Here is a 24,971-nt window from a genome sequence, read left to right as displayed (position 1 = left end):
ATCTGAGGGGAGCGGGTGGCCCTACGGGGGTCCGTGCCGCTCCCGGGAACGGCCGCCCTCCCCGGCGATGATGGACAGCGTTACCAAGGGGGAAACCATGCCAAGCAACGAGGAGCACCCGCCCAGGGTCGTGGTCGGCGTCGACGGCTCCGACCACTCGCGGGCGGCGCTGGAGTGGGCGGCCGCCGAGGCGGACCGCAGGGGCGTGACGCTCCGGGCCGTCCACGCGCTGGGAATGCCGCTGATCGTGTCGGCCGGCTCCGTGCCCGCCCGCTTCGATCCCACCGCGGAGATCTCGGAACAGGCCGACGAGGTGCTGACCAAGGCCGCGGAGCACGTGCGCCGTGTCCGGCCGTCGGTGACGGTGGAGACCGAGACGGCCCTGGAGGAGCCGCCGCTGGCGCTGCTGAGCCACAGCCGGACGCACGACCTGCTCGTGCTCGGCACGCGGGGTCTGGGTACGTTCGCCTCGGTGTTCGTGGGCTCGGTGAGCATCCGCGTGGCGGCCCAGGCGGCGTGCCCGGTCGTGGTGGTGCCCTCGCACGGGGGCAGTCCCGCGACGACCTCGCTCGGCCGGGTGGTGGTCGGCGTGGACGGTTCCAGGAACGCCCGCCGGGCGCTGCGCCTGGCCGTGGACCTGGTGCGGGAGAGCGGCGGCGAACTCGTCGTGGTCAACAGCTGGGAGGTGCCCTACCCCTACGACCCGATCGCGATGACCTCCATGGGTTACGAGCCCCAGGAGAAGCTGTTCGACCGCAAGTCCGAGGAGCTGGTGGGCGAGATGCTGATCGACGTCACCGGCAGGCGGCGAGAGGATCTCGACTTCGACGTCAGCGTGGTACGCACCCAGGACAGCCCGGTCAACGCGCTGATCGGGGCCGCCGAGGGAGCCGACGCGATCGTGGTGGGCTCCCGGGGCCGGGGGAGCGTGCGCGGGCTGCTCCTGGGCTCGGTCAGCCAGGGCGTGCTCCACCACTCCGAGATCCCGGTGGTGATCCTTCCGCACCACGCCGAGGAGGAGTAGCCGGGGAGTAGCCGGGGACGCCCGCCCGGGTGTCCCCGGACGGGAGTCCCCGCGGGTTCAGGCGCCTTCGCGGGTTCAGGCGTTCCCGGCGGCGTACTCCAGGCAGAAGGGGTGCCCGGCGGGGTCGGCGTAGACCCGGAACAGGTCGCGGGGGTCGTCCTCGGCGACCGCGAGCCTGCGTGCCCCGAGCGCCAGCACGCGCTCCTCGGCCGCCTCGATGTCCTCCACCCAGACGTCGAGGTGCGCCTGCTGGGGCTGTTCGGGGTCCGGCCACGCCGGGGGCTTGTGGTCGGGCGCGTGCTGGAAGGCGAGCCGCGGCCAGTCCTCCCCGACCACCACCCAGTGCTCCTCGCGCTTGGTGACGGGGAGTCCGAGCAGTTCGGCGTAGAAGTCCGCGAGCGCGCCGGGGTCGGGGCAGTCCAGGGCGATGGTGTGCAGTCGTCCGATCATGGTTTGCACCTGCCCACCGGAGTCTCGACGATGCGCCGACATGTCGACACGTCACCGGAGCGGGGCCCGGGTCACCGCCCGCTGCGGGGCTTCCCCGGTCTGGTGCGCTCGTGGACGGCGAACCCCAGACAGACCAGCCAGGTGACGAGGACGTCCCAGGCGAGGAAGGCCAGCCAGCCGCCCAGGTCAGGACCCAGCGCGATCCACGCGGCGCTGCACGCGACGAGGGCGGCACTGAGGATCAGGAACCAGGGGCGCGGTCGCTCATCAGTTGGCATGTCGTCGTGGGAACTCCCGGACGGTGGACCCGATCCCCGGTTCGGTACGCGTCAGCCCTCGGTCGCGCAGCCCGGAGAGCGCCTTCTGCGCCGTCGCGGAGGCCACCTGGAACTCGTCCATGAGCTTGAGCACCGACGGGACGCGGCTCCCGGGCGGGTACTCGCCCTCTCGGATGCGTCTCTCCAGTTCGTCCGCTATCTGCACCCACCGGGGCAGACCCTCACGCCACTCCATGTCAGGGACGCTAGGCATCCTCAGAACACCTAGCAATGCTGGCATGCCTAGCGTGCTATAGCTGAACTGGTCTATCATCGGGAATTGAACATGAGGCGGCCCGGTGGTGCGGCGAACACCCCCGGGCCCAGTCCACCTGGTGAAAGCAGGCAGACAAGTGCACATCGTAACGGCCTTGGTGGCCGTCTTCCTTCGTTGTCTCCGTCCGGCGCGGGGACTCCATGCAGCGCCGCGCGTCCTCGCCCGGGAGGTGCGGGCCGAGGCCCGCAGGCGCCGCGCCTCCCGGGTGCGTCGCTACGCCGCCGATCCCGGCACGGTCGCGAGCGCACCGACTCCCCTTCCTCCGGTCCCCGCTCCGCACCCGGCTCCCGACGACGACCGGCGCGGGTCTCTGCCCCCGGCTGGCCCGTCAGAGGCCCTCGTACGCGGCTACTACCTGGCCCACGAGGCGCGGCACCAACCGGTGGGAGACCTCCTTATGGGAATGGGGGCGGCCTCATGAGTACGCCGGTTCCGCCGGACGTCCTCGGGCCCGTGTCCGAACCGGACACCGCCACGGACCTGTACGACACCCTGTCCGAGGCGCTGCGGACGCGACCGCGCCACGTCGGTGAGGCCTACGCGGCGCTGCGCGAGGCCGATCGGCTGCTGTCGCTGCTGGACGCACACCTGCGCGCGGGCGGGCCGCTGCCCGAGCCGTGGCGCACGGCAGGCGGCCTTCGAGACGGGTAGCGACCGGGCTTGGAGAAGAGCGTCTGTGGCCGACGAGGACTTCTCGACAGGCTGACAGAAGGGGCGAGGGCCCTCGGTTCCGCGGGTTATGGGATACGAACCCACGAAACCCCGCTGCACCGGGGGCCTTGACCACCTGTCGACAAAACGACGAATCGGCTGGTAGGTGGGTGCGTGACCACGGTGGCGGACGTCATTCCGAGGACGGGGTGGCCGAGCGAGCTGAGCCCTCGCCGCTGCGCGTGGTCTACTCCTGGTCCCGCTGCGTTCCCGCGTCGTCGTCGCTCGGGGTACCGTCATCCCCACGTCGTCGTGCGGCAAGGGCGTCCTCGCGGTCCTGTCTGCGGAACCTGAGGAAGTAACCGAGGCCTGTCCCTCCGAAGCACAGCGCGGCCACCGCATTGGCCCACGCCGCCCAGGTGGGCCCGTCCAATGCGAAACGGCCCACGGCCTGGAACGCCCACACTCCGCCAGTCACCAGGTTGCACCAGACGAGGAAGGGTCTCATCCACCCGGCTGGACCCCGACGCTCGAACTCACGAGGCATGACTACGACTCCTCGTACGGGCGGGCGGAGCGGTGACGTCGTCGCCGGTACAGCAGAACCAACGAGCCCGAGAAGGGACTGAGCAGGTGCGCTGGCCGCATCCTGCCGGGGGGTCGTCAGCGATGGTTCTCACGGAGCCTTTCGTGGTCACTGCCGGTGCGGTCCGGGTGCTGGGACGAGCGGGCGGTGAAACCGGGTCAGGCAACCCAGCTGTACCGGTCCGTGGGTCCGCCGAACAGACCGCGAGCCGACAAGGGGGTGTGTCCGGTCGCTCCCCTGAAGACCTACCTGTCCCGACCCGTGCCAAACCGGAACCGCCGATTCAGCGCGGGGACGCGTCCCGTGCCCGCTGCCCGTTTTCGCCCTCTGGTACGTGGACCTGGGGCCCGTCCTGACCCGGAAACGTCGAGGGCCGGTGGATCCAGGCCGTGTCCCGGCCCGAGCCCACCGGCCCCGGTCACTGCGGAGGGTGTGGGATTTGAACCCACGAAGTCCCGTTGTGCCGAGGGGCCCTGGCGACCTGTCGACAAACCGACGAAACGCCTTGTGACCTGCACGGATGTTCCGAGGGCTTCCCAGCGCTTCCGGCCCCTTCCCGGAGCCGTGTGCGATGAATGTGCGATGGAACCGCGCGCTCCGGACCGCCTCAGCGGGGAGACAACACCGCGCCGGTGCGCCAAAAAGCAGTAACCATGTTCCGGCTGGGCACGCCTTGGTCACGTGGTGGCCTACGGTTCCGGCCAGAACTGGGCGAGATACTGCTCGCGGCCTTCGAGTGCTTTCTTGGCCATGGTGAAGCCCGGACCGTGGATATCGTCGAAGCGGTCGAAGAGCGCGTGGTAGGCCTTGCTGACCTCGTGGCGGTTGCGGTAGGCGGCCCGGACCCGGTACCGGCCTGGTGTCGGCAACGTGAGCAGACCGAACTGTGCGCCTGCGGTCATCTCGCTGACACCGACCACTCCAGTGGTGCATTCGATGACGGCGGTGCGCGAGCCCTCCCAGCCGTCATTGGACCAGGCCGGTTCGGCCTCCCAGGACTCCAGGTCTAGGCGGACGCGGACGTTGGTTTGGAAGCTGTGGAGGAAGACGGAGCGCTCACCAGCGCTGAAATCCTCGCGCCCGGGCACAGGGGCCGTGTAGTCGAGGTCCTCGCCATCGATGATCTGGAAGATGCCGTAGTCGGGGTAGACGAGCGTGCTGTTGTGGCTGAGAAGGCGGCTCATGCGTCCTGTTCCGTCTCTGGGGGAGGGGACACCGAGCGTAGAGGGTCGTGCTGTCAGAGCACGGAAGCTTCCTCCTTGGCCACAGCGTTGCGGCACCACGGTTTTGGGCCGAGGTGCCCGGTAGCGCTGGTGTCCGCCACCCATGACAGTCGCATTCCGCTACCGGGTGCCTCGGGATCTGAGCACGTCATCAACCGATTTTGTTTGAACGGCAACCGTTCGTCTGTGGGCCGCGTCATGATGCTAAGTAGTACGGCCGTTGGCCGCGCGAGGGACCGGGCGGCAGCCCGCAGCCCGAGCGGCGGCCGGAGGCCGCTGCGACGGCGCTTGCGCCGTCGCCTTGATCCCATGCAGCTCAATTCGGCAAAATTTTCAGCTAGAGCGAGAGAGATTTTAAACGGTGGATTCTTTTGATCTTGGTAGATTGACAGACTTTGATTTTGAGGTCCTGTGCAAGGACATAATAGAGAACATCCTTGGCGAGAGATTTGAAATCTTTTCCAGGGGTGCTGACGGGGGAGTTGATCTTCGTCGATTGTCGGGAAATGGTGGCAAAATTATAGTCCAGTGCAAGCACTGGCATAATACACCTAGGTCGAAATTGGTAAAAGGAATGGGAGGGCCAGAAAAAGAGAAAATTAAGAAGCTGAGCCCTGACCGCTATATACTGATGACTTCAGCTTCTTTGACGCCCGACTCTAAGAAAAAAATATTTGATAGCCTAAACCCCTACTTAAAGGGTGAGGGTGACATATTTGGTGTCGACGATATTGTGACATATTTGAATCGCCATCAGGAATTAGTTGGCAGACATGTGAGGCTGTGGCTAAGCAGTGCATCGGTGTTGAGAGGAGTGATCGCCCAGGAAGTCCATATACGTTCTCATGATCTAATAGAGAGCTTGGATCCGACTGCGCTGACGTACGTTTCCAACCCGAGCCTATCTCGGTCTATGAAAATTATAGAAGAGAACCACAGCTGTATAATTTCTGGTTCCCCAGGTATCGGTAAGACGACTTTGGCTCAAATTATTGCACTGCATTATCGCAATAAGGGATACGAGTTGTTCGAAATATCAAGAGATGTCGATGAAGTAAACAAAGTTTGGGAAGAAAATTCTTCTCAATTTTTCTACTATGACGATTTTCTTGGGCAAACCACCCTGCAGGAGAAGCTGGGGAAAAATGAAGATAACCGCATTCTATCGGTCATATCGAGGGTACAGAGAGCTAAGAACAAGAAACTCGTATTCACAACTAGGGAATATATTCTGCGCGATGCCGTAGAGAAGTATGAGAGGCTGAGTCGACACGACATTGATATATTCAAATGCGTAGTCAACCTTGGAGACTATAGCAAATTGATTCGTGCGGAGATGCTCTACAATCATGTGTATTTTTCTCCTATCACTGCAGATCAGAAAAGAGTTTTTGCGGAGAAGTCGGTATACGGGGAAATAATAAATCGAGAAGACTTTAACCCTCGCATGGTTGCCTTTACCCTCGGATCGTCTGAGATCAGTCCCGAGATGCAGCCTAAGCAAGTGGCTTCGTTCGTAGTTGAAAACTTGAAAAATCCGAGAAATTTGTGGAGCCATATAGTCGATAATCAACTTGACTCGGAGGACGTACTTCTTTTGGAATCATTATTCCTAGCTGGTGCCTTCGATGATATTGATAAAGTTAAAAGCAATCATGCAGCCTACCTGAATGAGATGGGATATAAATTTAGGGATCGAAACTTCAGGAGGTCGCTCAAGATCATGGAGGGCACTATGGTTTCCTTGTCTGGGCGAAGGGGTGTTGGCACCATTGGTTATACGAACCCATCGATCCGTGACTTTATTTCAGACAAGGTCAAAGAAGAGGATGATGTTTTTGGAGGTCTCTGTCGTTCCGCGAAGGATTTTTCCGCGTTTAGAAACATCATACAGGTGGCCCACGCTCTCCTCGAAAAAGGTGATATCCTTGGGACTTTTCGGAGAAATCTGCTGATCGATAACTCTCAGCGAATCCTTTCTGAAATTATAAATGACGGGGATCCAGACACGATAGTATTTTCTTTGTACTATTACCTGTCAGTCGCAGAGATGGTTGACTCTGAGGATATGGCAGAGTTTGCTCGTCCAATTGTTGAGTCCAGTGACTTTGTTGGTAATGCTACCGATGGAGAAGGGCTTGTGGATCTTGTGAAAAAGGTCTACTCGATCGAGTGGGATTCCATTAATTCTTGCGCATCTAGTCTGGCTGAAAAGGTTTCCGAATGGATTATGGATGATATCTCTGACTGGTCTCTAGCCAGACATGCGGATTTGTGGCTTGAAGAGCTTGGAGATTTGGCTTCTATGGCTGATGTTAGCCATGTCCAGGAAAGACTAATGGAAATGGCTGAGGAAGGTGTTGATGCGGCGCTGCAGGGTGAGTATGTTTCAGAGCTAGATGAGATGATTGATCTCATAGAAAACGATTCTAGCCGCAACTTTTCTGCAGAAGATTTGTCTATGGCTAAGTCAATGCTCTACGCGGGTCCCGATGAAGAAGATGACCGAGCATCTCCGCGGTTGGATTTTTCGGTGAGTAGCGAAGACTCTGGTAGGATAGAAGCAATCTTCGATTCTTTGAGAAACTACGAAGATGACTAATTCGCTGATTTTCCGCGTGGACGATGCTGTTCATGTAAAATATTCACTGCATAGGAAAAATATTTTTCCCGTCGTGGGTGCGAACGTACGGGCTGTTCGATTCTAGGGCGTCCAGCAGGCGGACTGCGTATACCTCACCCATGTGCGCATGGATCTCATCGGGCGTGAGCCATTCGACGGCGGTCGCTTCGGACGTGGCGCGTGCTTCGCCTCCTGACGGTTTGCAGCGGAAGACCAAGGCGACGATTCCGCGGGCCATGTTCTTGTAGACGCCCGTGAGCTGCTCCACCTCGACGTGGATACCGGTCTCCTCCAGGACCTCGCGGACAACACCCTCCTGCGGGGTCTCGTCCAACTCCAGCACGCCGCCTGGCGGCTCCCAGTTGCCGTTGTCCCTGCGCTTGATCACCAGCATCCGCCCGTCCTCGCGGATGACGGCTCCCGCTACGGACACGGAGTGCAGCGGCGTTGACGGCTTGTCTCCGGTGCTGTTACTCATGTGCAGGAGCATAGGAGGAACAGAAGGACTATGGCGAGCACTGTAGGGGCGCGGTCCGCGAAGCCCCGGTACCTCCAGATCGCGGACGACATCGAAGAGCAGATTAGAGCCGGGCGGCTGGCTCCCGCTGAGGAGATCCCGAGTGAGACCGCGCTGATGGAGCGCTACGGCGTCTCCTCGGGCACGGTCCGCAAGGCCGTGGCCCAGCTCCGCACGACCGGCCTGGTGGAGACCTACCAGGGCAAGGGCTCCTTCGTGAAGTCCCGGCCCCCGGTCACCTGCAAGTCCTCCGACCGCTTCCGGCGCTCACACCGCCGTGCGGGCAAGGCGGCCTACATCGCCGAGACCGAACAGGCCGGAGTCAAGCCCACCGTTCAGGTCCTCTCCATCGGACCCGTTCCCGCTCCCGCCGAGATCGCTGAGCGCCTGGGCGTGGACGAGGGCGACAAGGTGCTTGCCCGCCGTCGTCTCTACTTCAGCGACGGCACCCCCACCGAGGAAGCGACGTCCTATCTGCCGTGGGACGTGGCGCGGGACATCCCCGAACTCTTCGAGGAGAACCCCGGCGGTGGTGGCATCTACGCCCGCCTGGAGGAACACGGGCACGAGTTCGCCGAGTACACCGAGACCGTGCGGGCGCGCCTGGCCACCAAACAGGAGGCGAGCGCACTGAGCTTGAGCCCCGGCTCCGCGATCATCCACCTGACGCGCAACGCCGTGACGACGGTCGGCCGTGTGGTGGAGGTGTGCGACACGATCATGGCCGCTGACCAGTTCGTGCTCGACTACCGCATCCCCGCCACGGACTGAGGCATCCAGTCCCTGCCTCCTTGGGCAAGCTTCTGTGCTTACAGGGTTGACTCATGTACATGAGTGAGGCAACCTAATCTCACAACCCATATACATGAGTGCATGTGAAGGGCTCATGTATAGGGGATGTTCTGTAGTCCGTTGGTGTGAACGGTGCGCTGGCCACCTGGCGAAGCGGCGCGCCACATGTCCCCCTGGAGCGTGCTTGGTGGATGCCGCCGTCTCTGAACCGAAGCGGTGCAGGTCCTGTCGTGGACGCGGACGCAAAACCGTCCGCTTTCGGCGCTTGGTAGTGCTGCGCTCCTCGACCACACGGGAACCGGCGACACGCGTCGTGGCGTGCACCGCGTGCCGGGGGACCGGTACGGACTCCTGACACACCAGGGCGGAGAACGCTCCTGCCGGATGGCTACCGGTCACCGGAGCAACCGCCTGCAGACAACTGACCCCCGCGACGCGGGCTAGGCATCCGGGGGCGCGGCCAACCTGAGGAAAGCAGGCTGACGTGAGCGACCTTATCGCCCTGATTCGGGCTTGGGTGACTCTGATTCGACCGAAACGGCACGGCAGGCACCACCGCACCGGCCCCCGGGCCTACTACCTGCCCGCACCCGCGCGGGCGGAGCTGTGGCCCGCACCGGACCCCATCGTGATGGACACGGGCGACCCCCGCGCCTACTCCCTCCAACGCGGCCCCTACACCCACCTGGAGCACCGGCGTCGCGCACAGCGGGCCGAACGGGACCGGCGGGGGATCGACCTGCTGGTGCAGATCGCGCGTTCGACTCCCGCCCTCGACGACATGGCCGAGTTGCGTGACCTGGTGCGCACGGCCATAGCGGTCGGGGCGGTGCGGCGATGACCACCGAACCCTCCACTCCGATCGCCGACCGGGAGACCCTGACCGCCTGGGCGCGGGAACAGGGCGTGCGGGTGCGGATCTCCTCCGAGGACTGGGACTCCATCACCTACGAAGCCCTCTCCACCGGCCCGGACGGAACCCCGCTGGTGCAGCGGTACCGGTGCGTGCTGCCCGCGTCCCTCGCGCTGCGGCGCCTGCGGCTGACCTACGTCGTCGGGCTCTGCCACGACGCGGGCGGGGCGGCGTGCAACCATGTCCGCCGGGTCGTGCCCCCGGTGCTCTCGGCCTCCGAGTCGGCCGCACGCCATGACGTGGCGCTGGTTGCGGCGGCACTGGTGGAGTCCGAACGCCGGGCGGTGTGCGGGGCGACGGTGGACAACCTGACCGTGTACACCGTGCGGCGCGCCCAGGACTGGCAACCCTTCTGAGGGTCCTTCCTCCGGCGCTTCTGTGACCCCCGCGTGCCCTGATGTCTCTTCGAGACCACGGGGCCCAGGGCACGCGGGTCCCTGCTTCACGGCGACGTGCACGCCTCGGGGTGTGCTTCCCGCCGCGTCCTCTGACCAGTGGTGGGGGTTCATATGTGCCCCCACCTGCTGACAGAGACGACCGAGAACAGTAAGCTACTCGACCATACGAGTACTAGAGTCACCAGGTGGACATCATGTCGAGTCTGGAGTTCGCTCCGCCCAAGTACGTACAGATCGTGCGGGCGATCCAAGAGCGCATCGAGGACGGTACCTATCCGGTGGGGGAGATGCTTCCCTCCGAGTCGCGGATGGTGCGCGAGTTCGGGGCTGGGCGCTCCACGGTGGTGCGGGCCTTGCAGATCCTGAGCATGCAGGGGTGGATCGACCGCGAACACGGACGCGGGTCCTTCGTGCGCGGCGTCCCGCAACAGGGCTCCGAACGCTCCCACGCGGGGGCCAGCGCCTTCGACGCCTCCGAGGAGGCCAAGCGCAACCGCATCCTGACCGCCGGACGCGCCCCGGCCTCCGCCGCCGTGGCCGAGGCGATCGGTGTACCCGAGGGCTCCCCGGCGATCATGCGTCAACGCCTGGTCCTGGACGAGGGCGAACCCAGTGAGCTGGTCACCCTGTGGTTCCCCCTGGACGTGGCCGAGGGCACCGACCTGGGCGAGACGCAGCCGATCAGCATCGGCGCACGCGAACACGTGCAGATGGTCAAGCAGCTCCGGCCCTCCAAGGTCGTCGAGCGGCTCTGCGCACGCCTGGCCACCAGCGTTGAACGCGAACCCCTGGGGCTGGACGAGGGCACTCCGGTCCTGGGCATCACCGCGCGGATACTCGACGCCTCCGGGGACGTGATCGCCGTCGCTGAGGTGGTGCTCCCCGGTGACCTGCACGAACTGGAGGACTCCTACCCGGCCGTGTAGACACGGCTCCAAGACCGGCCACATATCCACTTGTCCGGACGAGTGTGGCCGGTTATTCTTAGGCTCCACTCGACCGGTCAAGTAGTTGAGTGAACATCACAAGGAAGGTCGATCAGATGGCTATTCAGGGTGCGTTGCCCGTCGCGTTCGGGACGGTGTTCCCCCACGGTGCGTTCGCGTTGGGGGTGGAGGCGATCACCGACTTCGAGACCAAGCGGCCCCAGCTCGACAAGGACAGCGGGCTTCCGCTGTGGGCGGTGGACGTGATCGACGCCGATCCCGAGGCACGGGGCAAGGCCAAGTCGGTCAAGGTCAAGGTCGCCGCCGAGGTCTGCCCCACCCTGCCCGATGAGGTCCCGGGGCTGCCGTTCCGGCCGATCGAGTTCGAGGCGATGGCGGTCATGCCCTACGTGGACGACTCCGGCCGTCGTCCCCGGGTGGCGTACTCGCTGCGCGCCCGTGGCGTGAAGGCTCCCGGCGGTGCTGGTGGTCGCCGTGCCCCGGCTGCGAAGGATGCCGCCTGACCCTGCCCCAGACGTGAAAGCGGGGCGGCCTGGTGCGCCAACACCTAGCCGCCCCTACAACCCTCCCGGAAGCTTCCCAACTTTCAGAAGAGGTGTCTTCAGTATGTCCGATTACTCCCGTGACCTGTCCGGGCACAGCGGCCCGGAACTGGTCCGTCTGCTGCTGGACGCGACCAACCCCCCGCCTGCTACCGACACCGAGCGTGCGGAGTTCTTCGACTTCAAGGCCCGGGTGTTCGCCACCCTGGCCGATCGGGAGGAGAACCCCGCCGCCGCGACCTTAGCCGCCCGCGCCCGCTCCGACCGTGACCGGCTCCTGGCCCAGATCGAGAACGAGAACGGCGGTGGCCAGCGATGATGCGCCAACCCAAGATCGGTTCCGCCCAGTCCTCCCCGACCCTTCCCACCCCCGCCCAGGGGGTGCGCTGGACGACACCGATCGTGGAAACCCCCGGAATCGTCGTCCTGGCCTCCTGGATCTGGCGACTGGTCCGCTTCCTGATCACCCTGCCGTTCCGGTTCCCCGTCATGGTCGCCTGCCTGGCCTCGTCGGCGGGGGCCTGGTGGTGGCTGGACTGGCCCGGCCTCGCCTGCCTGTGGGGCGTGGCTGCGGTGGTGTCGCTGGTGTGGTGGCGGACCTGGCCGGACTCCTACCGCACCTGCGTCATCCTGCGTCTGCTGGCGTGGTGGCGGCATTTGTTCGTGTACAAGCGGCACTGGCAGCCGGTGTTGGTGATCTCGGGGCTGGCCGAGTCCTATCAGGAACGCCGCTACCTGCCCCGCATCCGCCGTGTGCGGTGCAACTCCTGGGCCGACTATGTCCGCGTCTCCCTGGTCGCTGGAACCTCCCCGGCCGACTTCGAACACCGCGTTACCGAGCTGGCGCACGGCTTCGCCGCCCCCTCATGCCGCGTCGTGGTCAACGGGCCTCGGGACATCACGTTGGAGTTCCCCCGCCACGACACGTTGGCCGAACCCCTCGACGCCTTCCCGATGACCCACCACGTAGACCTCGACGCCCTTCCCGTGGGACGACGTGAGGACGGTTCCCCGTGGCTGCTGCGCCTGCACGGAACCCACGTGCTCGTGGTCGGGGTGACCGGGGCCGGCAAGGGATCGGTGATCTGGTCCACCATCCGCGCCATGCTCCCCGCCCTGGCGGACGGAACGGCGCAGGTGTGGGCGATCGACCCCAAGCGCATGGAGTTGGCCTACGGGCGTGATCTGTTCACTCGCTACGCGGACACGGGCGAATCCGCGGTGGCCCTGCTCGAAAAGGCGGTGGCCTCGATGCAGGAGCGGGCCGAACGCTACGCGGGCAAACAACGCTCCCACATCCCGACCACCGATGACCCCTTCGTCGTCGTGCTGCTCGACGAGGTCGCCTTCCTGACCGCCTACCACCCTGACCGGGACGTGCGTCGTCGCGCGGAGAACGCCATAGCCACGTTGACCTCGCAGGGGCGTTCGGTCGGCTTCGCGGTCCTGGCGGCGTTGCAGGACCCGCGCAAGGAGGTCATGAACCTGCGCAACCTTTTCCCCGACAAGGTCGCCCTGCGCCTGGATGAGGCATCGCAGGTGGACATGGTCCTTGGCGAGGGAGCGCGTGAACGGGGCGCTGAGGCACACCTGATCGACCCCGCTTTGCCGGGGGTGGCCTATGTCCGTTTGGAAGGCTCACCGGCCCCGGTGCGGGTGCGGGCCGCCTACGTCTCCGACGGGGACATCACCGCCATGGCGGACGCCTACCGGTCTGGATCTTCCCCGGACGGAGGGTGCTCTTGATGCGCGCGGTGGTGGGCCCACAGCTTCCGGTACAACATGACCGCGAACGCCAAGATGAGGGCCGACGCGATAGTCATTCCGTATGGTTTGCCGCCAAAGACTGGTGGCGTCACCACGAAGACCACATTCATCAAAAATGCGATGGTCAGCGCTGTCAGGGGCCACAGTGGTGGTCGCTCGGGCTGCATGCGGTGGGGGCTCTCGCTCTGTGGTTGTGGGGGTGGCTCTGATGCCGACGCCTACCGGTAAGACAACCCGGGCTGAACGCCTCGCGCAACCGCTCGCGCGTGAGGTGGCCGAACAGGTCGCCACCGACCACGGCGTGTGCATTCGCCCGGTGTCCCTTCGACGCACGAACCTCGCCACTGGTGCCACCGAGGTGATCGACGTGCCGTGCGGGTCCACGCTGGAATCCCGGTGCCCCGCCTGCGCGAAGCGCAAGAGGTCACTGAGGCGGACCCAGTGCGAAGAGGGCTGGCACCTGACCGCCGAACCCGTCGTGGAACCCGATCCGCCGTCCGAGGAACAGCGCTCGTGGGTGGAACAGCGGGCGATGGTCACCGCCGAACGGGACCGCCTCGCCGCCACGGGGGCCGCTGACCCGGAACAGCTCTCGGCTCTGGATGCGGCGATCGCGGACCTGGACGAGGAGATCACCGCCTCCGGCCTACGCGGATCGGTCACCCGCTCCGCAGACTCCTCAGGCTCCTCGGGGTCGCGTCGGGTGCGTTCCACCAAGCGGCGTCAGGACGTGCCCGACCTTCCCAAGCGACCCATGACGAGGAAGACGATCGGGCGGGCCTTCACCGATCCGGCCTCGGGCAAGGTGTTCCGCCCCTCGCTGTTCATCACGCTCACCCTGGATTCCTACGGGCGGGTGCGCTCGGACGGCACCCCCGTCGATCCCTCCGCCTACGACTACCGGCGGGCCGCCCGGGACACCCTGCACTTCTCCAAGCTCGTGGACCGGTTCGTGCAGAACCTCCGCCGCGTCGCCGGGTTCGATGTCCAGTACTTCGCCGCCGTCGAACCCCAACGCCGCCTCGCCCCGCACCTGCACATGGCCACACGCGGAACCATCCCCCGGGCCGAGCTGCGGCAGATCGCCGCCGCCACCTACCACCAGGTGTGGTGGCCCAACGCCGACACAGTCCGCTTCGACGGCGACCACCTCCCCGTCTGGGACACCGGCGCCGGGACCTACTTCGACCCGACCACGGGCGAGATCCTGCCCACCTGGGATGAGGCCCTGGACGAGTTGGACGCCGACCCGGACGCCGAACCCTTCCACGTGGTCCGCTTCGGGAAACAGGTGGACGCCAAAGGGGTCGTGGCGGGCTCGGAGGACGCCGCCCGGTGTGTGCGCTACCTGGCGAAGTACCTGACCAAGGACATCGCCGACTGCCACCAGGTGGAGACCACCCGGCAGGAACAGCACGTGGACCGGCTCCTCGACGCCCTGCGCTTTGAGCCGTGCTCGCCCCGCTGCTCCAACTGGCTGCGCTACGGCATCCAACCCGACCAGCCCAAAGCAGGGCTGCGCCCCGGGTTCTGCCGGTCCAAGGCCCATCGCCGCGAACACCTGGGCTACGCGGGCCGCCGCGTCCTGGTCTCGCGCAAGTGGTCCGGAAAGACCCTCGCCGACCACAAGGCGGACCGGCTCGCCTGGGTCCTTAACGCCCTCGGCATCGACCCCGCCAACGAGGACCAGGGCGACGAGGACAACCCGCGTCCCCCGGTGCTGACTTCGGTCTCCTCGGGCTCCTACGAGTGGGAGTTGGCCAGACCCACCGACCCCGACGTGGCCCCACGGGAGCAACGCCTCCTCCGCGCGGTGGGCGAAGCGCTCAAACGCCGCGCCCAGCTCGACGCGGCACGGCGGAACGATCTTTCGGCAATCCACGGAAGCAGGACGGCATGAGTGCGACGACGGCGATCCCGGCCGTTCCGGAACAGTGTCGGGACCACGGCCTGTGGTCGGTGAAGGACACGGCCTCCTTCCTGCGCGTGCCGCCCAAGACGCTCTACGAGTGGCGCTACAGGGGTGACGGTCCGCCCTCCCACCGCGTCGGCCGGTACGTGCGCTACGTGCCCGCCGAGGTCCACGCCTGGGTCCTGGCCCAGTAACCCACGGAAAGGAGACACCCCCATGGCTCGCGCGTGGGTCTACGACCGCACCAAGGACAGGGCGTACACGGAGGCGGTGAGCAAGGCCAAGGCGTCCAAGCGCACTCCGCCCGGCCGGTGGTGGGTCCGCTACTACGACCCCTCCGGGAAGATCAAGAGCGGCGGCGTCTTCCAGAAGAAGCCGGACGCGGAGAAGAAGCGGACCGAGATCGAGAACAGCCTTCACGAGGGCTCCTACCGCAACCCCCACGACGCCAAGGTCACCGTGGCGGAGATGGCCGAGAAGTGGCTCATCACCCGCACGGACGTCAAACGGTCCACGTGGTGGCAGTACCGGGCCGTCCTGGACAACCACGTGCTGCCGCGCTGGGGAGACCTGCGCCTCTCGGCAGTCCACGCCGAGGACGTGGCCGTGTGGGTGGCACATCTCCAGAAGCCCCGGGACGAGGGCGGTAGCAACCTGGGGGCCTCCCAGACCCGGCACGCGCACGTCGTGCTGTCCATGGTCCTGGGCTGGTGCGTCCCCCGGCGCATCCCCTTCAACCCGGCCAAGGGCGTACCGCTGCCCAAGCCCAGCGAGGCCGAACACGTCTACCTCGACCACGCCCAGGTGGAGGCGCTGGCCGACGCCTCCCTGACGCTGCGCACCAAGTACGGGCAGGAACTCGCCTCGGCCAGGGTGAGCCGGGCGCTCGTCCTGCTCCTGGCCTACACCGGCATGCGGTGGAGCGAGGCCGCCGCGCTGCGCGTGGGGCGGGTGGACCTGGACCGGCGGCGGGTGCGGGTCGTCGTGACCTTCGCCGAGGTGGACGGCAGGCTCGTCGAACAGCCTCCGAAGAACGGCAGGTTCCGGACCGTGCCCGTTCCCCGGTCCCTCGTCCCCGAACTGCGGTCCTTCGTGGAGGGGCGGCCGGATGACGCGCTGGTCTTCACCACCAGGCGGGGCGCCCCGCTGCGCATCCGGAACTGGCGCAACCGCGAGTTCGCCCTGGCGGTGAGGGCGGCCGGGCTCGACGGCATGGGGCTGACCCCCCACAAGCTCCGGCACACCGCCGCGTCCCTGGCGATCGCGGCCGGTGCGGACGTCAAGGTCGTGCAGGCCATGCTCGGCCACAAGACGGCGACGATGACCCTGGACCGCTACGGGCACCTGTTCCCGGACCGCCTGGACGAGGTGGCCGACGCGATGGACGCCGCCCGTCGGCGGGTCCTCGCCGCCTGACCGGTGAACGGCGAAGGCCGGTGGCTCCCCGGGCCGTGTGCGATGAATGTGCTACGGGCCCGGACCACCGGCCTTCGCCGTGTTCCGTGGAAGCCTCCCACCTGGGGAGACTCCCTGATTCTGCGGAGGGTGTGGGATTTGAACCCACGAAGTCCCGTCAAGGACTTGGTGCTTTTCAAGAGCACTGCACTCGGCCGCTATGCGAACCCTCCCCGCGGGGAGCGACTCCCCGCCACGTCATGGTAGCCCACACCCCTCCGCCCGCGCGGCCCGCCCGGGAACACGTTCCCGTTCACCGGCGCCCGTGGGGTGGCGCCCATAGGTTACTCGGAAGTAACATGAGCGCCATGGCACACATGAACCCCGAGGCGGCGGAGACGGTCAAGGCCGGTTTCCTGGCCGCGGTCCCCTTCGTCCGGACCCTCGGCCTGACCTTCACCGAGCTGGACCACGGGCGCGCCGTCATGCGTCTTCCCGACAACGCCGACCACCACAACCACGTCGGCGGCCCCCACGCGGGCGCCATGTTCACCCTGGCCGAGTCCGCCTCCGGCGCCATCATCATCGGCACCTTCGGTGACCAGCTGGACCGCGCCGTGCCCCTGCCGACCACCTCCACCATCGACTTCCTGAAGATCGCGACGGGCGACCTGACCGCCGAGGCCGTCCTGGGCCGCCCGCGCGAGGAGATCATCGCCGAGCTGGACGAGGGCAGGCGCCCCGAATTCCCCATCAACGTCGAGTTGCGCACCGAGGACGGCACCGTCACCGGTCGCATGAGCATCATCTGGACCCTGCGTCCCAACCGCAAATAGCACCACTGGAGCCACAGCCGTCACGTTCCCGGCCGGGCCCGTTCGCACTCAGCGCCCGGCCGGAACCCGCGCCGGTGTCAGCCCCGCTCCACCCCCAACCCCGGGCCTCCGCGGACCGTGCCCGGTCAGCGTCCCGCCGCGTCTTCTCCCTGGTCGGGCCCCGTCCACGGTTCCGCCCGGAGGGAGGCGGATTGTCGTCGCCACGGGGTACGTTGTCGGCAACGACAGCCCTACGAGGAGGCCTCACCGTGAAACTTCGAGTGGACCGCGACGCGTTCGCCGAGGCGGTCGCCTGGACGGCCCGGGCACTCCCCACACGGCCCGCCGTCCCGGTGCTCTCGGGTATCCGCATGGAGCTCTCCCCGGACGGCGCCTCCCTGCACCTGTCGGGGTTCGACTACGAGGTCTCCACCCGCGCCTCGGTGGACGTCCTCTCCGAGGAGTCCGGTGCCGCCCTCGTCCCCGGCCGCCTCCTGGCCGAGATCGTGCGCAACCTGCCGTCCGGCTCGGTGCACATCGACAGCGACGGCCCCAAGCTGCGCATCGTCGGCGGAGCCGCGCGCTTCACCCTCATCACCATGCCGCTGGAGGACTACCCCACCCTGCCCGGCATGCCCGGACGCATCGGCTCCGTCGCCGCGGACGCCTTCGCGGCGGCCGTGCGCCAGGTGGCCCCGGCGGCCAGCCGCGACGACACCCTGCCCATGCTCACCGGCGCCTACCTCGACTTCAGCGGCGACACCCTGAGCCTGGTCGCCACCGACCGCTACCGCATCGCCGTGCGCGAACTGTGGTGGAGCCCCGAGGACCAGGGCCTGGACGCGGCCGCCCTGGTGCCCGCGCGCACGCTGAGCGACACCGTGCGCGGTCTGCTCACCAGGTCCAACGTGGACATCGCCCTGTCCACGGCCAGCGGCGGCGAGGGCGTCAGCCTCTCCCCGGGCGAGGGCATGATCGGCTTCGAGAACGGCGAGCGCCGCACCACCACCCGGCTGATCGACAGCGAGTTCGTCAAGTACGCCGCCTGGTTCCCCAAGGAGTTCTCCGCGCGCGCCGAGGTGGCCGTGACGCCGCTGGCGGAGGCGGTCAAGCGCGTGGCGCTGGTCGCCGACCGCAACACCCCGCTGCGGCTGGCCTTCTCCGAGGGCGAGGTCGTGCTGGAGGCGGGGTCGGGCGAGGACGCCCAGGCCGTGGAGGCGATCGAGGTCGGCTACGAGGGCGAGCCCCTGCGGCTGGCCTTCCGTCCCGACTACCTCATGGACGGACTGGCGGGTGTGGAGACCGACACCGCCTACCTCAACTTCACCGAGCCGACCAAACCCGCCGTGTTCACCGACGTGCCGGTCAAGGAGGGGGAGAACCCCTCCTTCCGCTACCTGGTTCAGCCTTTGCGGGTGTCCTGATAAGAGGTTATGGACCCTTTCTCAACCGGGCCGCCACTTATCCACAGAGTTATCCACAGGACGCCGTTCTTCCTGTGGATAACCCCGGGTAATCGCCCCCAGGAACACCCGAACCGCCCCGGTTGAACTCTCGCATTTCCCCTCTGACATGCGAGAACAACAATCGGGGCGGTTCTGTGCACAGCCTGTGGACAACTTCGCGGCGAGAGGCCTACTCGCTCTCGTTCAGCACGGACGAACCGCCGCTTCCCACCGGCGTGTCCAGCCCCAGTTCGGCCTGGCGCCCCCGCCGGTAGCCCGCCCGGTACCCCGCCGCGCTGTGCGTGCGCTCGGGCCGGTGCTTGCGCAGCTGCGGGAACTGCTTCTGGAACTCCTCGCTCACCCGGTGCACGTCGTTCAGCAGCACCAGCTCCGCGCCGCGGGCGGCGTCCACGCTCTCCCCCGGCCCGCCTGAGCCGCCCGGCGAGGCCATCTCCTGCAACCGCGCGCGGAACTCACGGATGCGCTCGGCCACCGCCTGCCCGTAGGCGCGCACGAACGACCGGTAGTAGCGCTTGCGCTCGGTCTCCAGCTCCGAGCGTGTGTAGTTGCGCAGCTCCCGGATGTCGGCCACGTGCGACGAGCTCATGAACTTCGCCGACGCCTCCATCTGCATGGAGATCGACGGCAGCAGCATCCGCAGCGCGTCCAGCGCGCTCACCGTGCCCACGAGGATCATGACGCGCTCGGTGTTCTCGGAGTTGTTGCCCCGTACCGCGGACTGGCAGCCGTAGGCCGCGGAGATGTCGGCCAGCGCGCGCACCCGTGCCTTGCCGTGGCCTCCCACCCCCGAGACGGCGTAGTCCATGCGGCTGATCGCGTCCGGCGCCTCGCCCCTCTCGGCGCGGGCCTCGGCCTCCGCGATCGCGTGGCGGGTCATCAGCTCGGCGGCCTTGGCGGTGAACGCCTGGCTCTCGGCATCAGTAACCGCGGGGTCCTCCGCCATGCGGAGGAGCCCGCGGACCCGCTCGACCATCTTCTGACGAGCAGATTCAGTCATCGGCGCCCGGTTGTCTCCCCTAGGTGAGTATCTGTTTTCCACCATCGGCGGAAGATACCGAGCCTAGGCGTTCTTGTTGCCGACCACCATCGCGATGAGGCCAACGGTGACCCAGATCGCCGCCGCGACGAACAGTCCGCCGAACAGTCCACCGATGATCGAGCCGGTGAAGATGCTGACGAGGGCGTACCCCGCACCGCCGATTCCGGCGGGCACGGCCGCGTACCGGAAGGGGTAGGTGGCGGCGTAGCGCTTGCCACGGCGGTCGGCCTTGGAGCTCATCACACCGCCCACGCCGCCGATCAGTGAGAAGAAGACCACCGCCGCGGTCAGGCCGGAGGCGATGGCACCCAGGCCCGAGCCCAGGTTGAGGAGGAAGAAGAGGGCACCACCGGCGGCACCCCCCAGCACCGAGGTGGTCCAGGGCCAGATCATCGTCGCCGAGGCGACGGGAGTGAATGCGTTACCGCGCTCCAGCGTCATGTCCACTGCTCCAGTCGAATAACGTGACGACCGCTCTTCGCCGGGCCGTCCCCTCCAGCATGCGGGGCCGGAGCCCGGAGCGCATCAGGGATCCGCCCCTGACATTCCCCCGAGACCGCCCTCCGGCACCCTCCCGGCCCGGGTCCGGTCCGGGGGACGGGTGCGCGAAAGGCCCCTGCGCAGGGTTCAACGCTCAACCGGCCGGAGAAGTGCCCGGACCGCGGCCGTTCTCCGAGAAGGCCGAGACCAGGTTCGCGCACAGGTGCGGCCACGCGGCGCGGAACGGCGGCAGCAGCGGGAGCGCGTCGGCGGAGTCCACCGGCACCCAGCGCACCTCCTTGCTCTCGGAGTTGCCCGGCCGGAACGGCGTCAGCCTCGGCAGGCTCGCCATGAACGTGTCGTAGCGCCACACGGTCAGGTCCTGCTCGTGGACGCCCAGCAGGGTGTACCCGTCCAGGTCCCCCTCGACCTCCTCCTCGAACTCGCGCACGGCGGCCTCCAGGGGCGTCTCGTCCCGGTTGCGGGCGCCCCCGGGGATGCCCCAGGTGCCCCCCATGTGGGTCCAGCCCGCCCGGTGCTGGAGCAGCACGTGGCCCGCTCCGGCGGCGTCGGTGGCGTACAGCAGCAGTCCGGCCGCGCCGTAGATCCCCCACCTACGGGTTCCGTCCGGCAGGCTCACCCAGCCGTTTCCGTCGCCCTCCAGCATCACGTCCTCCAACTTCGCGCCCTCCGGGACCGCCGGTGCCGTCCGATCGGCATGCTCCCTAGCAACCTATGGCCCGACAGCGGGCTCGCGCAGCCCTCCTCCGGTGTACGTGCCCGGTGCCACAGGGAATTCCCGGCCGAGGGCGTACGCGCTCGGGAGGCTGCGGACGTCCAGACGCGTCCGGTCCTCCGTGGGTGCACCGGTCCGGGGGAGTGCACGGCGCACCGGCGGGAGAAAGAACGCAAGGGGCACGAAAATCTTCGCAAGGGAACACCCGTCGTGTCCGGGGTGCGGCCTTCCCGGGAGGCGGGCACAACCGTGCCCTACTGCGGCTGGGAATTTCCCGGATTTCGGCGTCTGGAGGGAACGCGTGGTTTATCCCGGTCGTTTCTCGGAAGGCTGGAGAGGAGGCGGAATCCGGCTCCGTGGAGGGTGTTCTCCCTGGTCCAGGACAACTCCCGGTCGGGGAGCGCGCGGTGCGTGGCGGCCGTCGCACGCCATGTGAACGAGATCTGACCGTCCGCAACCGGCCAACCGCTGGCCATGGCGGCCCCCGGCGGTCAATGATGGCCCGGCCCCCGAACCGCCGTCGCCACAGCGATTTCAGCACTGAAAGAAGACTGAAAGCGGAGTGGAAGAGGATCTCTCTAGTGTGGAACACGTTCGACGCGATCGGACCCGCGAGAGGACGGCTCGCGGGTCCGACACAGTGCGACGTTCGTTGGACACACGCCACCCGTGGTGTGCTTTGAGGCGGAACCCGCCACGGGTGGCCAGTCCGCCGGAAGGCGGGGTCCCTTGATGCTTCGTAGACGTAGGGCTACTTTGCGGCTCTACGCGAGTGCCGTGAGAAGAGGAGTCCGAGTGCCGAAGATGCTGACCGTGGACGAGGAGTTCGAGGCGATCGTCGCCGGTGACCTCCGCGAGGTGCGCGCCGACAAGATGCAGCCTTTCCAGGAGCCGGACCCCTCGAAGCCGGTTCCGGCCGCGCCGCCTGTCGAGAGCGCGCCCGCCGAGGAGAAGCCCGCCGAGGAGAAGTAACTCCTTTTTCGGGTAGCCCAACGGTCACTCCGAGTACCTGCGTGGAGGGGGGTACTCGGAGCCGTTGGCATGTCCGTATTCCCTATTTCCGGCCAATGGCCCTTGCTAGGGTTGCTGATTGTGGAATTCGGTGTGCTTGGCCCCATCGCCGCCTGGTCCGACGGCCGACCCGTTCCGGTCGGCGGTCCGCGCCAGCGCTGTGTGCTGGGCGCACTGTTGGTGCACCTGGGCCGTGAGGTCACCATCGACCAGCTCATCGGTTATCTCTGGAGCGACGATCCGCCCCGCACCGCACGGTCGGTGATCCAGGTCCAGATCTCCCACCTGCGCCGCAGTTTCCCCGGCACCATCGCCACGACCCCCGGCGGATACATCCTCGACGTCGACGCGGACTCCGTCGATCTGCACCGCTTCCGGAAGCTCCGGGACAGAGCCGCCGCAGCCGAGCCCAAGACCGCGGTCGACATGCTGGAACAGGCGTTGGAGTGCTGGCGTGGAGTCCCCTTCTCCGGTGTCGGCTCCGAGTACCTGGACTACACCGTCGTCGCCCCCCTCCGGGAGGAGCGCTGGTCCTGCGTCGTCGCCTGGGCCACCTCCGCGTTGGAACTGGGCAGGCACTCCGACGTGGTCTCCCGGCTGACGTCCCTGGTCAGCGAGGAACCCTTCAGGGAGCGACTGCACCACCTGCTCATCACGGCCCTGTGGCGCGACAACGAACGGGCCAGGGCGCTCTCCGTCTACGAGGAGTTCCGGGCCAGGCTCGCCGACGAACTGGGTGTCGACCCCGGACCGGACCTGGTCGCCCTGCACACCCGGATCCTCCAGGAGGACTTCCCGGAAGGGGGCCAGGACCCGTCGGTCGGAGAACCAGGAACGCGTTTCGTGGTCCGCAACGACCTCCCCCGGGACCTGCCCGACTTCACCGGACGCCAGGAGCCCCTGCGCCAGCTGGACGAGGTGGCCCGTACCGGAGACGACCGCGCCCAGGTCTGCGTCATCACGGGCAGCGGCGGCGAGGGGAAGACGACCACCGCGGTCCGCTTCGGTTACGAGGCGGCCAAGCGTTACCCCGACGGACAGTTGTTCATCGACCTGTACGGCTACACGACGGACAGGGAACCGCTCGACGCCACTTCCGCGCTCGGCGTCCTCCTCCGCGCGGTCGGCATCGAGCCCGAGGCCGTGCCCGAGTCCCTCGAAGAGCGCTCGGCGCTATGGCGGGCCACTCTCATGGGACGCAGGGTCCTGGTCATCCTCGACAACGCGATCAGCTATGCCCAGGTCAGCCCGCTTCTCTCGTCCTCCCCGGGGTCGATGACCCTCATCACGACCCGCAACGAACTCTCCGGGCTCAGCGGCGCCCGCTTCCTCTCGTTGGGCGTGTTCGACGAGCGCTCCTCCCTGGAACTGTTCGGGCGCGTCCTGGGAGACGAACGCGTGCGGCGCGAACCCGAGCAGGCCCGGGAGATCATCCGGATCTGCGGCGGCCTCCCCCTCGCCCTGCGCGTGGTTGCGGGACGGATGCTCAGCCGCCCCAGATGGTCGTTCACGCACGTCGCCCGACGCCTCGGCGAGCAGAACCGGAAGTTCCGCGAACTCCAGGTCGAGGGGCAGAGCGTCGAGGCCGCCATCGACCTGTCCTTCCAGAGCCTCAACCGGAACCAGAGCCGCTCGTTTCTCCTGCTGGGCCTGATGATCGGTAACACGGTTGACCTCGGCGGCGCTGCCGCCCTCCTCGACATGACCGTGGAGGACGCGGACGACATCCTCCAGGAACTGGTCGGGGTGTGCCTTCTGGAGGAGCCCCAGGGAGACGTGTACCGCCTGCACGACCTGATCGGCGCCTTCTCCCGGGACCGCGCGGCCGCGGTGCTCCAAAGCGGGGAGATCGACGCCGCCAGGCTCCGTCTGGCGGAGCAGTACATGGCCACCGCCCAGCACGCCGCTGACCTTCTCGGCCCACGCGGGCACAACGACGAGATGGAGGTGAGTCCCGGCTACCGTACCGAGCTGTCCGGGAGAGAGGACGCCGAGAACTGGTTCACCCTGCACCAGGAGAACCTGGCGGAGACGATCGAGTACTTCGCCTCGCACGGCAACGGTGAGTACGCCTGGCGGATGGCCGACGCTGTGTGGCGTTTCTACGCCCTGCACGGCCAGATGGGCCTGCTGATCAGCTCTCACCAGCGGGCGCTTCAGATCAGCGACAAGCAGGGGAACCGGCGCGGACGCGCGGTGACCCTCATCGGTCTGGGCGTCGCCCACTGCCTGGCGGGGCGCTTCGACGAGTCGCTGGACCTTCTCACCGAGGCCCGAGACCTGCTGACATCGATCGGTGACAGCAGGGGGATCATCCGGGCGCTGGCCAACCTGGGGATGGTCTACGAGCGCGTCGGCCGTCTTGCTGACGCCGCGGAATCCATTCAGGGCGTGCTGGACTACGCGATCCAGCTGGGCGACACCCGGCTGGAGGCGTTGCAGTGGGGCAACCTCGCCGTCCTGAAACAGACCCTCGGCGCGTACACGGAGGCGCTCCACTGCGCCCAGCAGTCCATGGAGAAGGCTGTGGACGAGGGCCAGAAGGTGACCCGGTCCCACGCCAAGCGGGTCATGGGGGAGGCCCGTACCGGGCTCGGCGAGCTGGACGCGGCCTTCGCCGACCTGAACGAGGCCCTGGAGTTGTCACACGAACTGCACCTGGTGGGTAACCAGGTCTACATCCACAACTCCCTGGGGCTGGCCCACCGTGCCGCACGGCAGTGGGAGCAGGCGATCGAGTCCCACGTCGCGGCCCTGGACCTGGCCGAGCAGCACGGGCGCCGCAGCGGGGACGCCGAGATCCGCGTCGACCTGGGGATGACCTACGCGGCCGCCGGGCGCCACGACGAGGCCCTGCCCGAGCTGGAGAGGGCCCACGCCATCGCGGTCGAGCGCAGCGAGCGCTACATGGTCGCCCGCGCCGCGTTCGCCCTCGGACGCCTGCCCGAACCGGTCATGGCGGCGGACCGTGCGCGGGGGTTCCTCAGCGAGGCCGAGGAGATCTTCACCGAGCTGGGGCTGGCCGAGACGGAACAGGCCAGGAAGGCCCTGAAGGACACCCCGCCCGCGTCCCTCGGCTGACGGTTCCCG

25 protein-coding genes and 1 tRNA gene are annotated in these 24,971 nt (G+C 66.9%); 17 read left to right on the top strand and 9 right to left on the bottom strand.

Annotated elements, in window-relative coordinates; translation table 11 throughout:
• Positions 1-97: 97 nt before the first annotated feature.
• Entirely contained in the window at positions 98-1,024 is a 927-nt protein-coding gene (locus tag FYW99_RS27780) for a universal stress protein (RefSeq protein ID WP_190394837.1), read from the top strand.
• Between the two features lie 75 nt (positions 1,025-1,099).
• Here FYW99_RS27780 and FYW99_RS27775 read toward each other — a convergent pair whose 3' ends face one another.
• The 3 genes from FYW99_RS27775 to FYW99_RS27765 form a co-directional block, all read right to left on the bottom strand.
• A complete protein-coding gene (locus tag FYW99_RS27775) occupies positions 1,100-1,474 on the bottom strand; it encodes a VOC family protein (protein ID WP_150254962.1) in 375 nt (124 codons plus the stop codon).
• Between the two features lie 71 nt (positions 1,475-1,545).
• Entirely contained in the window at positions 1,546-1,752 is a 207-nt protein-coding gene (locus tag FYW99_RS27770) for a hypothetical protein (protein ID WP_150254961.1), read from the bottom strand.
• Positions 1,742-1,987 carry a GntR family transcriptional regulator gene (locus FYW99_RS27765; protein ID WP_223839681.1) on the bottom strand — a complete coding sequence of 82 codons (246 nt, stop codon included), beginning with the start codon at positions 1,985-1,987 and terminating at the stop codon, positions 1,742-1,744. The genes FYW99_RS27770 and FYW99_RS27765 overlap by 11 nt, the downstream gene beginning before the upstream one ends.
• A gap of 498 nt (positions 1,988-2,485) precedes the next feature.
• On the opposite strand from FYW99_RS27765, the gene FYW99_RS27760 reads away from it, so the two are divergent.
• Positions 2,486-2,719, top strand: coding sequence for a hypothetical protein (locus tag FYW99_RS27760; protein WP_223839679.1), 234 nt, complete (start codon positions 2,486-2,488; stop codon positions 2,717-2,719).
• 1,275 nt (positions 2,720-3,994) lie between these two features.
• On the opposite strand, the gene FYW99_RS27755 is transcribed toward FYW99_RS27760, so the two are convergent.
• Positions 3,995-4,489: a hypothetical protein gene (locus FYW99_RS27755; protein WP_150254959.1), complete on the bottom strand. Its 495-nt coding sequence runs from the start codon at positions 4,487-4,489 to the stop codon at positions 3,995-3,997.
• Positions 4,490-4,889: 400 nt separating this feature from the next.
• On the opposite strand from FYW99_RS27755, the gene FYW99_RS27750 reads away from it, so the two are divergent.
• Positions 4,890-7,130, top strand: a complete 2,241-nt coding sequence (locus tag FYW99_RS27750; RefSeq protein ID WP_150254958.1) for an nSTAND3 domain-containing NTPase — start codon at positions 4,890-4,892, stop codon at positions 7,128-7,130.
• Between the two features lie 43 nt (positions 7,131-7,173).
• Here the strand turns inward: FYW99_RS27750 and FYW99_RS27745 are convergent, their stop codons facing one another.
• Positions 7,174-7,629, bottom strand: coding sequence for an NUDIX hydrolase (locus FYW99_RS27745; RefSeq protein WP_223839677.1), 456 nt, complete (start codon positions 7,627-7,629; stop codon positions 7,174-7,176).
• A 30-nt stretch (positions 7,630-7,659) separates the two neighbouring features.
• Here FYW99_RS27745 and FYW99_RS27740 point away from each other — a divergent pair, with 30 nt between their 5' ends.
• The 10 genes from FYW99_RS27740 to FYW99_RS27695 all read left to right on the top strand — a co-directional run bounded on the left by FYW99_RS27740 (position 7,660) and on the right by FYW99_RS27695 (position 16,355).
• The gene (locus tag FYW99_RS27740) at positions 7,660-8,439 is read left to right on the top strand and encodes a GntR family transcriptional regulator (protein ID WP_150254956.1); all 780 of its coding nucleotides are present in this window, start codon (positions 7,660-7,662) and stop codon (positions 8,437-8,439) included.
• 538 nt (positions 8,440-8,977) lie between these two features.
• A complete protein-coding gene (locus FYW99_RS32610) occupies positions 8,978-9,301 on the top strand; it encodes a hypothetical protein (RefSeq protein ID WP_223839675.1) in 324 nt (107 codons plus the stop codon).
• Positions 9,298-9,729, top strand: coding sequence for a hypothetical protein (locus FYW99_RS27730; protein WP_150254955.1), 432 nt, complete (start codon positions 9,298-9,300; stop codon positions 9,727-9,729). Before FYW99_RS32610 ends, FYW99_RS27730 begins: the two co-directional genes overlap by 4 nt.
• A 227-nt stretch (positions 9,730-9,956) precedes the next feature.
• Entirely contained in the window at positions 9,957-10,697 is a 741-nt protein-coding gene (locus FYW99_RS27725) for a GntR family transcriptional regulator (protein WP_017568165.1), read from the top strand.
• 116 nt (positions 10,698-10,813) lie between these two features.
• The gene (locus tag FYW99_RS27720) at positions 10,814-11,221 is read left to right on the top strand and encodes a plasmid replication, integration and excision activator (RefSeq protein WP_150254954.1); all 408 of its coding nucleotides are present in this window, start codon (positions 10,814-10,816) and stop codon (positions 11,219-11,221) included.
• Positions 11,222-11,324: 103 nt separating this feature from the next.
• Positions 11,325-11,579: a hypothetical protein gene (locus FYW99_RS27715; protein ID WP_150254953.1), complete on the top strand. Its 255-nt coding sequence runs from the start codon at positions 11,325-11,327 to the stop codon at positions 11,577-11,579.
• A complete protein-coding gene (locus FYW99_RS27710; protein WP_150254952.1) occupies positions 11,576-13,006 on the top strand; it encodes an FtsK/SpoIIIE domain-containing protein in 1,431 nt (476 codons plus the stop codon). Before FYW99_RS27715 ends, FYW99_RS27710 begins: the two co-directional genes overlap by 4 nt.
• 229 nt (positions 13,007-13,235) lie before the next feature.
• Complete coding sequence (locus FYW99_RS27705) at positions 13,236-14,927, top strand: replication initiator (RefSeq protein ID WP_150254951.1); 1,692 nt, start codon at positions 13,236-13,238, stop codon at positions 14,925-14,927.
• Entirely contained in the window at positions 14,924-15,133 is a 210-nt protein-coding gene (locus FYW99_RS27700) for a helix-turn-helix transcriptional regulator (RefSeq protein WP_150254950.1), read from the top strand. The genes FYW99_RS27705 and FYW99_RS27700 overlap by 4 nt, the downstream gene beginning before the upstream one ends.
• A 22-nt stretch (positions 15,134-15,155) precedes the next feature.
• Complete coding sequence (locus FYW99_RS27695) at positions 15,156-16,355, top strand: tyrosine-type recombinase/integrase (RefSeq protein ID WP_150254949.1); 1,200 nt, start codon at positions 15,156-15,158, stop codon at positions 16,353-16,355.
• A 123-nt stretch (positions 16,356-16,478) separates the two neighbouring features.
• Here FYW99_RS27695 and FYW99_RS27690 read toward each other — a convergent pair.
• Positions 16,479-16,567, bottom strand: a tRNA-Ser gene (locus FYW99_RS27690).
• Between the two features lie 144 nt (positions 16,568-16,711).
• On the opposite strand from FYW99_RS27690, the gene FYW99_RS27685 reads away from it, so the two are divergent.
• Positions 16,712-17,170, top strand: a complete 459-nt coding sequence (locus FYW99_RS27685; RefSeq protein WP_150255003.1) for a hotdog fold domain-containing protein — start codon at positions 16,712-16,714, stop codon at positions 17,168-17,170.
• 260 nt (positions 17,171-17,430) lie between these two features.
• A complete protein-coding gene (gene dnaN / locus FYW99_RS27680; RefSeq protein WP_150255002.1) occupies positions 17,431-18,573 on the top strand; it encodes a DNA polymerase III subunit beta in 1,143 nt (380 codons plus the stop codon).
• Between the two features lie 211 nt (positions 18,574-18,784).
• Here dnaN and FYW99_RS27675 read toward each other — a convergent pair whose 3' ends face one another.
• The 3 genes from FYW99_RS27675 to FYW99_RS27665 form a co-directional block, all read right to left on the bottom strand.
• Positions 18,785-19,588 carry a DUF2786 domain-containing protein gene (locus FYW99_RS27675; protein ID WP_061082860.1) on the bottom strand — a complete coding sequence of 268 codons (804 nt, stop codon included), beginning with the start codon at positions 19,586-19,588 and terminating at the stop codon, positions 18,785-18,787.
• An 87-nt stretch (positions 19,589-19,675) separates the two neighbouring features.
• Positions 19,676-20,095, bottom strand: coding sequence for a hypothetical protein (locus FYW99_RS27670; protein ID WP_150254948.1), 420 nt, complete (start codon positions 20,093-20,095; stop codon positions 19,676-19,678).
• Positions 20,096-20,288: 193 nt separating this feature from the next.
• Positions 20,289-20,801 (bottom strand): NUDIX hydrolase, encoded by a 513-nt coding sequence (locus tag FYW99_RS27665; RefSeq protein WP_150255001.1) that lies wholly within the window; start codon positions 20,799-20,801, stop codon positions 20,289-20,291.
• 864 nt (positions 20,802-21,665) lie between these two features.
• Here FYW99_RS27665 and FYW99_RS32000 point away from each other — a divergent pair.
• Positions 21,666-21,842 carry a hypothetical protein gene (locus FYW99_RS32000; RefSeq protein WP_190394836.1) on the top strand — a complete coding sequence of 59 codons (177 nt, stop codon included), beginning with the start codon at positions 21,666-21,668 and terminating at the stop codon, positions 21,840-21,842.
• 132 nt (positions 21,843-21,974) lie between these two features.
• The gene (locus tag FYW99_RS27660) at positions 21,975-24,962 is read left to right on the top strand and encodes an AfsR/SARP family transcriptional regulator (protein ID WP_317847021.1); all 2,988 of its coding nucleotides are present in this window, start codon (positions 21,975-21,977) and stop codon (positions 24,960-24,962) included.
• The last annotated feature ends 9 nt before the right edge of the window (positions 24,963-24,971 follow it).

It is taken from the genome of Nocardiopsis deserti, from assembly GCF_008638355.1.
In the GTDB taxonomy this organism is placed as follows: Bacteria; Actinomycetota; Actinomycetes; order Streptosporangiales; family Streptosporangiaceae; genus Nocardiopsis; species Nocardiopsis alborubida.
The sequence above is the reverse complement of the archived record's forward strand: the minus strand, read 5'-3'. Positions and strand labels throughout refer to the sequence as shown.

Excerpts from the sequence above, each read along its gene's own strand:
- FYW99_RS27780 (WP_190394837.1), top strand. The coding sequence starts at position 98 with ATGCCAAGCAACGAGGAGCACCCGCCCAGGGTCGTGGTCGGCGTCGAC.
- FYW99_RS27775 (WP_150254962.1), bottom strand. The coding sequence starts at position 1,474 with ATGATCGGACGACTGCACACCATCGCCCTGGACTGCCCCGACCCCGGC.
- FYW99_RS27770 (WP_150254961.1), bottom strand. The coding sequence starts at position 1,752 with ATGCCAACTGATGAGCGACCGCGCCCCTGGTTCCTGATCCTCAGTGCC.
- FYW99_RS27765 (WP_223839681.1), bottom strand. The coding sequence starts at position 1,987 with ATGGAGTGGCGTGAGGGTCTGCCCCGGTGGGTGCAGATAGCGGACGAA.
- FYW99_RS27760 (WP_223839679.1), top strand. The coding sequence starts at position 2,486 with ATGAGTACGCCGGTTCCGCCGGACGTCCTCGGGCCCGTGTCCGAACCG.
- FYW99_RS27755 (WP_150254959.1), bottom strand. The coding sequence starts at position 4,489 with ATGAGCCGCCTTCTCAGCCACAACAGCACGCTCGTCTACCCCGACTAC.
- FYW99_RS27745 (WP_223839677.1), bottom strand. The coding sequence starts at position 7,629 with ATGAGTAACAGCACCGGAGACAAGCCGTCAACGCCGCTGCACTCCGTG.
- FYW99_RS27740 (WP_150254956.1), top strand. The coding sequence starts at position 7,660 with ATGGCGAGCACTGTAGGGGCGCGGTCCGCGAAGCCCCGGTACCTCCAG.
- FYW99_RS27730 (WP_150254955.1), top strand. The coding sequence starts at position 9,298 with ATGACCACCGAACCCTCCACTCCGATCGCCGACCGGGAGACCCTGACC.
- FYW99_RS27720 (WP_150254954.1), top strand. The coding sequence starts at position 10,814 with ATGGCTATTCAGGGTGCGTTGCCCGTCGCGTTCGGGACGGTGTTCCCC.
- FYW99_RS27715 (WP_150254953.1), top strand. The coding sequence starts at position 11,325 with ATGTCCGATTACTCCCGTGACCTGTCCGGGCACAGCGGCCCGGAACTG.
- FYW99_RS27710 (WP_150254952.1), top strand. The coding sequence starts at position 11,576 with ATGATGCGCCAACCCAAGATCGGTTCCGCCCAGTCCTCCCCGACCCTT.
- FYW99_RS27705 (WP_150254951.1), top strand. The coding sequence starts at position 13,236 with ATGCCGACGCCTACCGGTAAGACAACCCGGGCTGAACGCCTCGCGCAA.
- FYW99_RS27700 (WP_150254950.1), top strand. The coding sequence starts at position 14,924 with ATGAGTGCGACGACGGCGATCCCGGCCGTTCCGGAACAGTGTCGGGAC.
- FYW99_RS27695 (WP_150254949.1), top strand. The coding sequence starts at position 15,156 with ATGGCTCGCGCGTGGGTCTACGACCGCACCAAGGACAGGGCGTACACG.
- FYW99_RS27685 (WP_150255003.1), top strand. The coding sequence starts at position 16,712 with ATGAACCCCGAGGCGGCGGAGACGGTCAAGGCCGGTTTCCTGGCCGCG.
- FYW99_RS27675 (WP_061082860.1), bottom strand. The coding sequence starts at position 19,588 with ATGGTCGAGCGGGTCCGCGGGCTCCTCCGCATGGCGGAGGACCCCGCG.
- FYW99_RS27670 (WP_150254948.1), bottom strand. The coding sequence starts at position 20,095 with ATGACGCTGGAGCGCGGTAACGCATTCACTCCCGTCGCCTCGGCGACG.
- FYW99_RS27665 (WP_150255001.1), bottom strand. The coding sequence starts at position 20,801 with ATGCTGGAGGGCGACGGAAACGGCTGGGTGAGCCTGCCGGACGGAACC.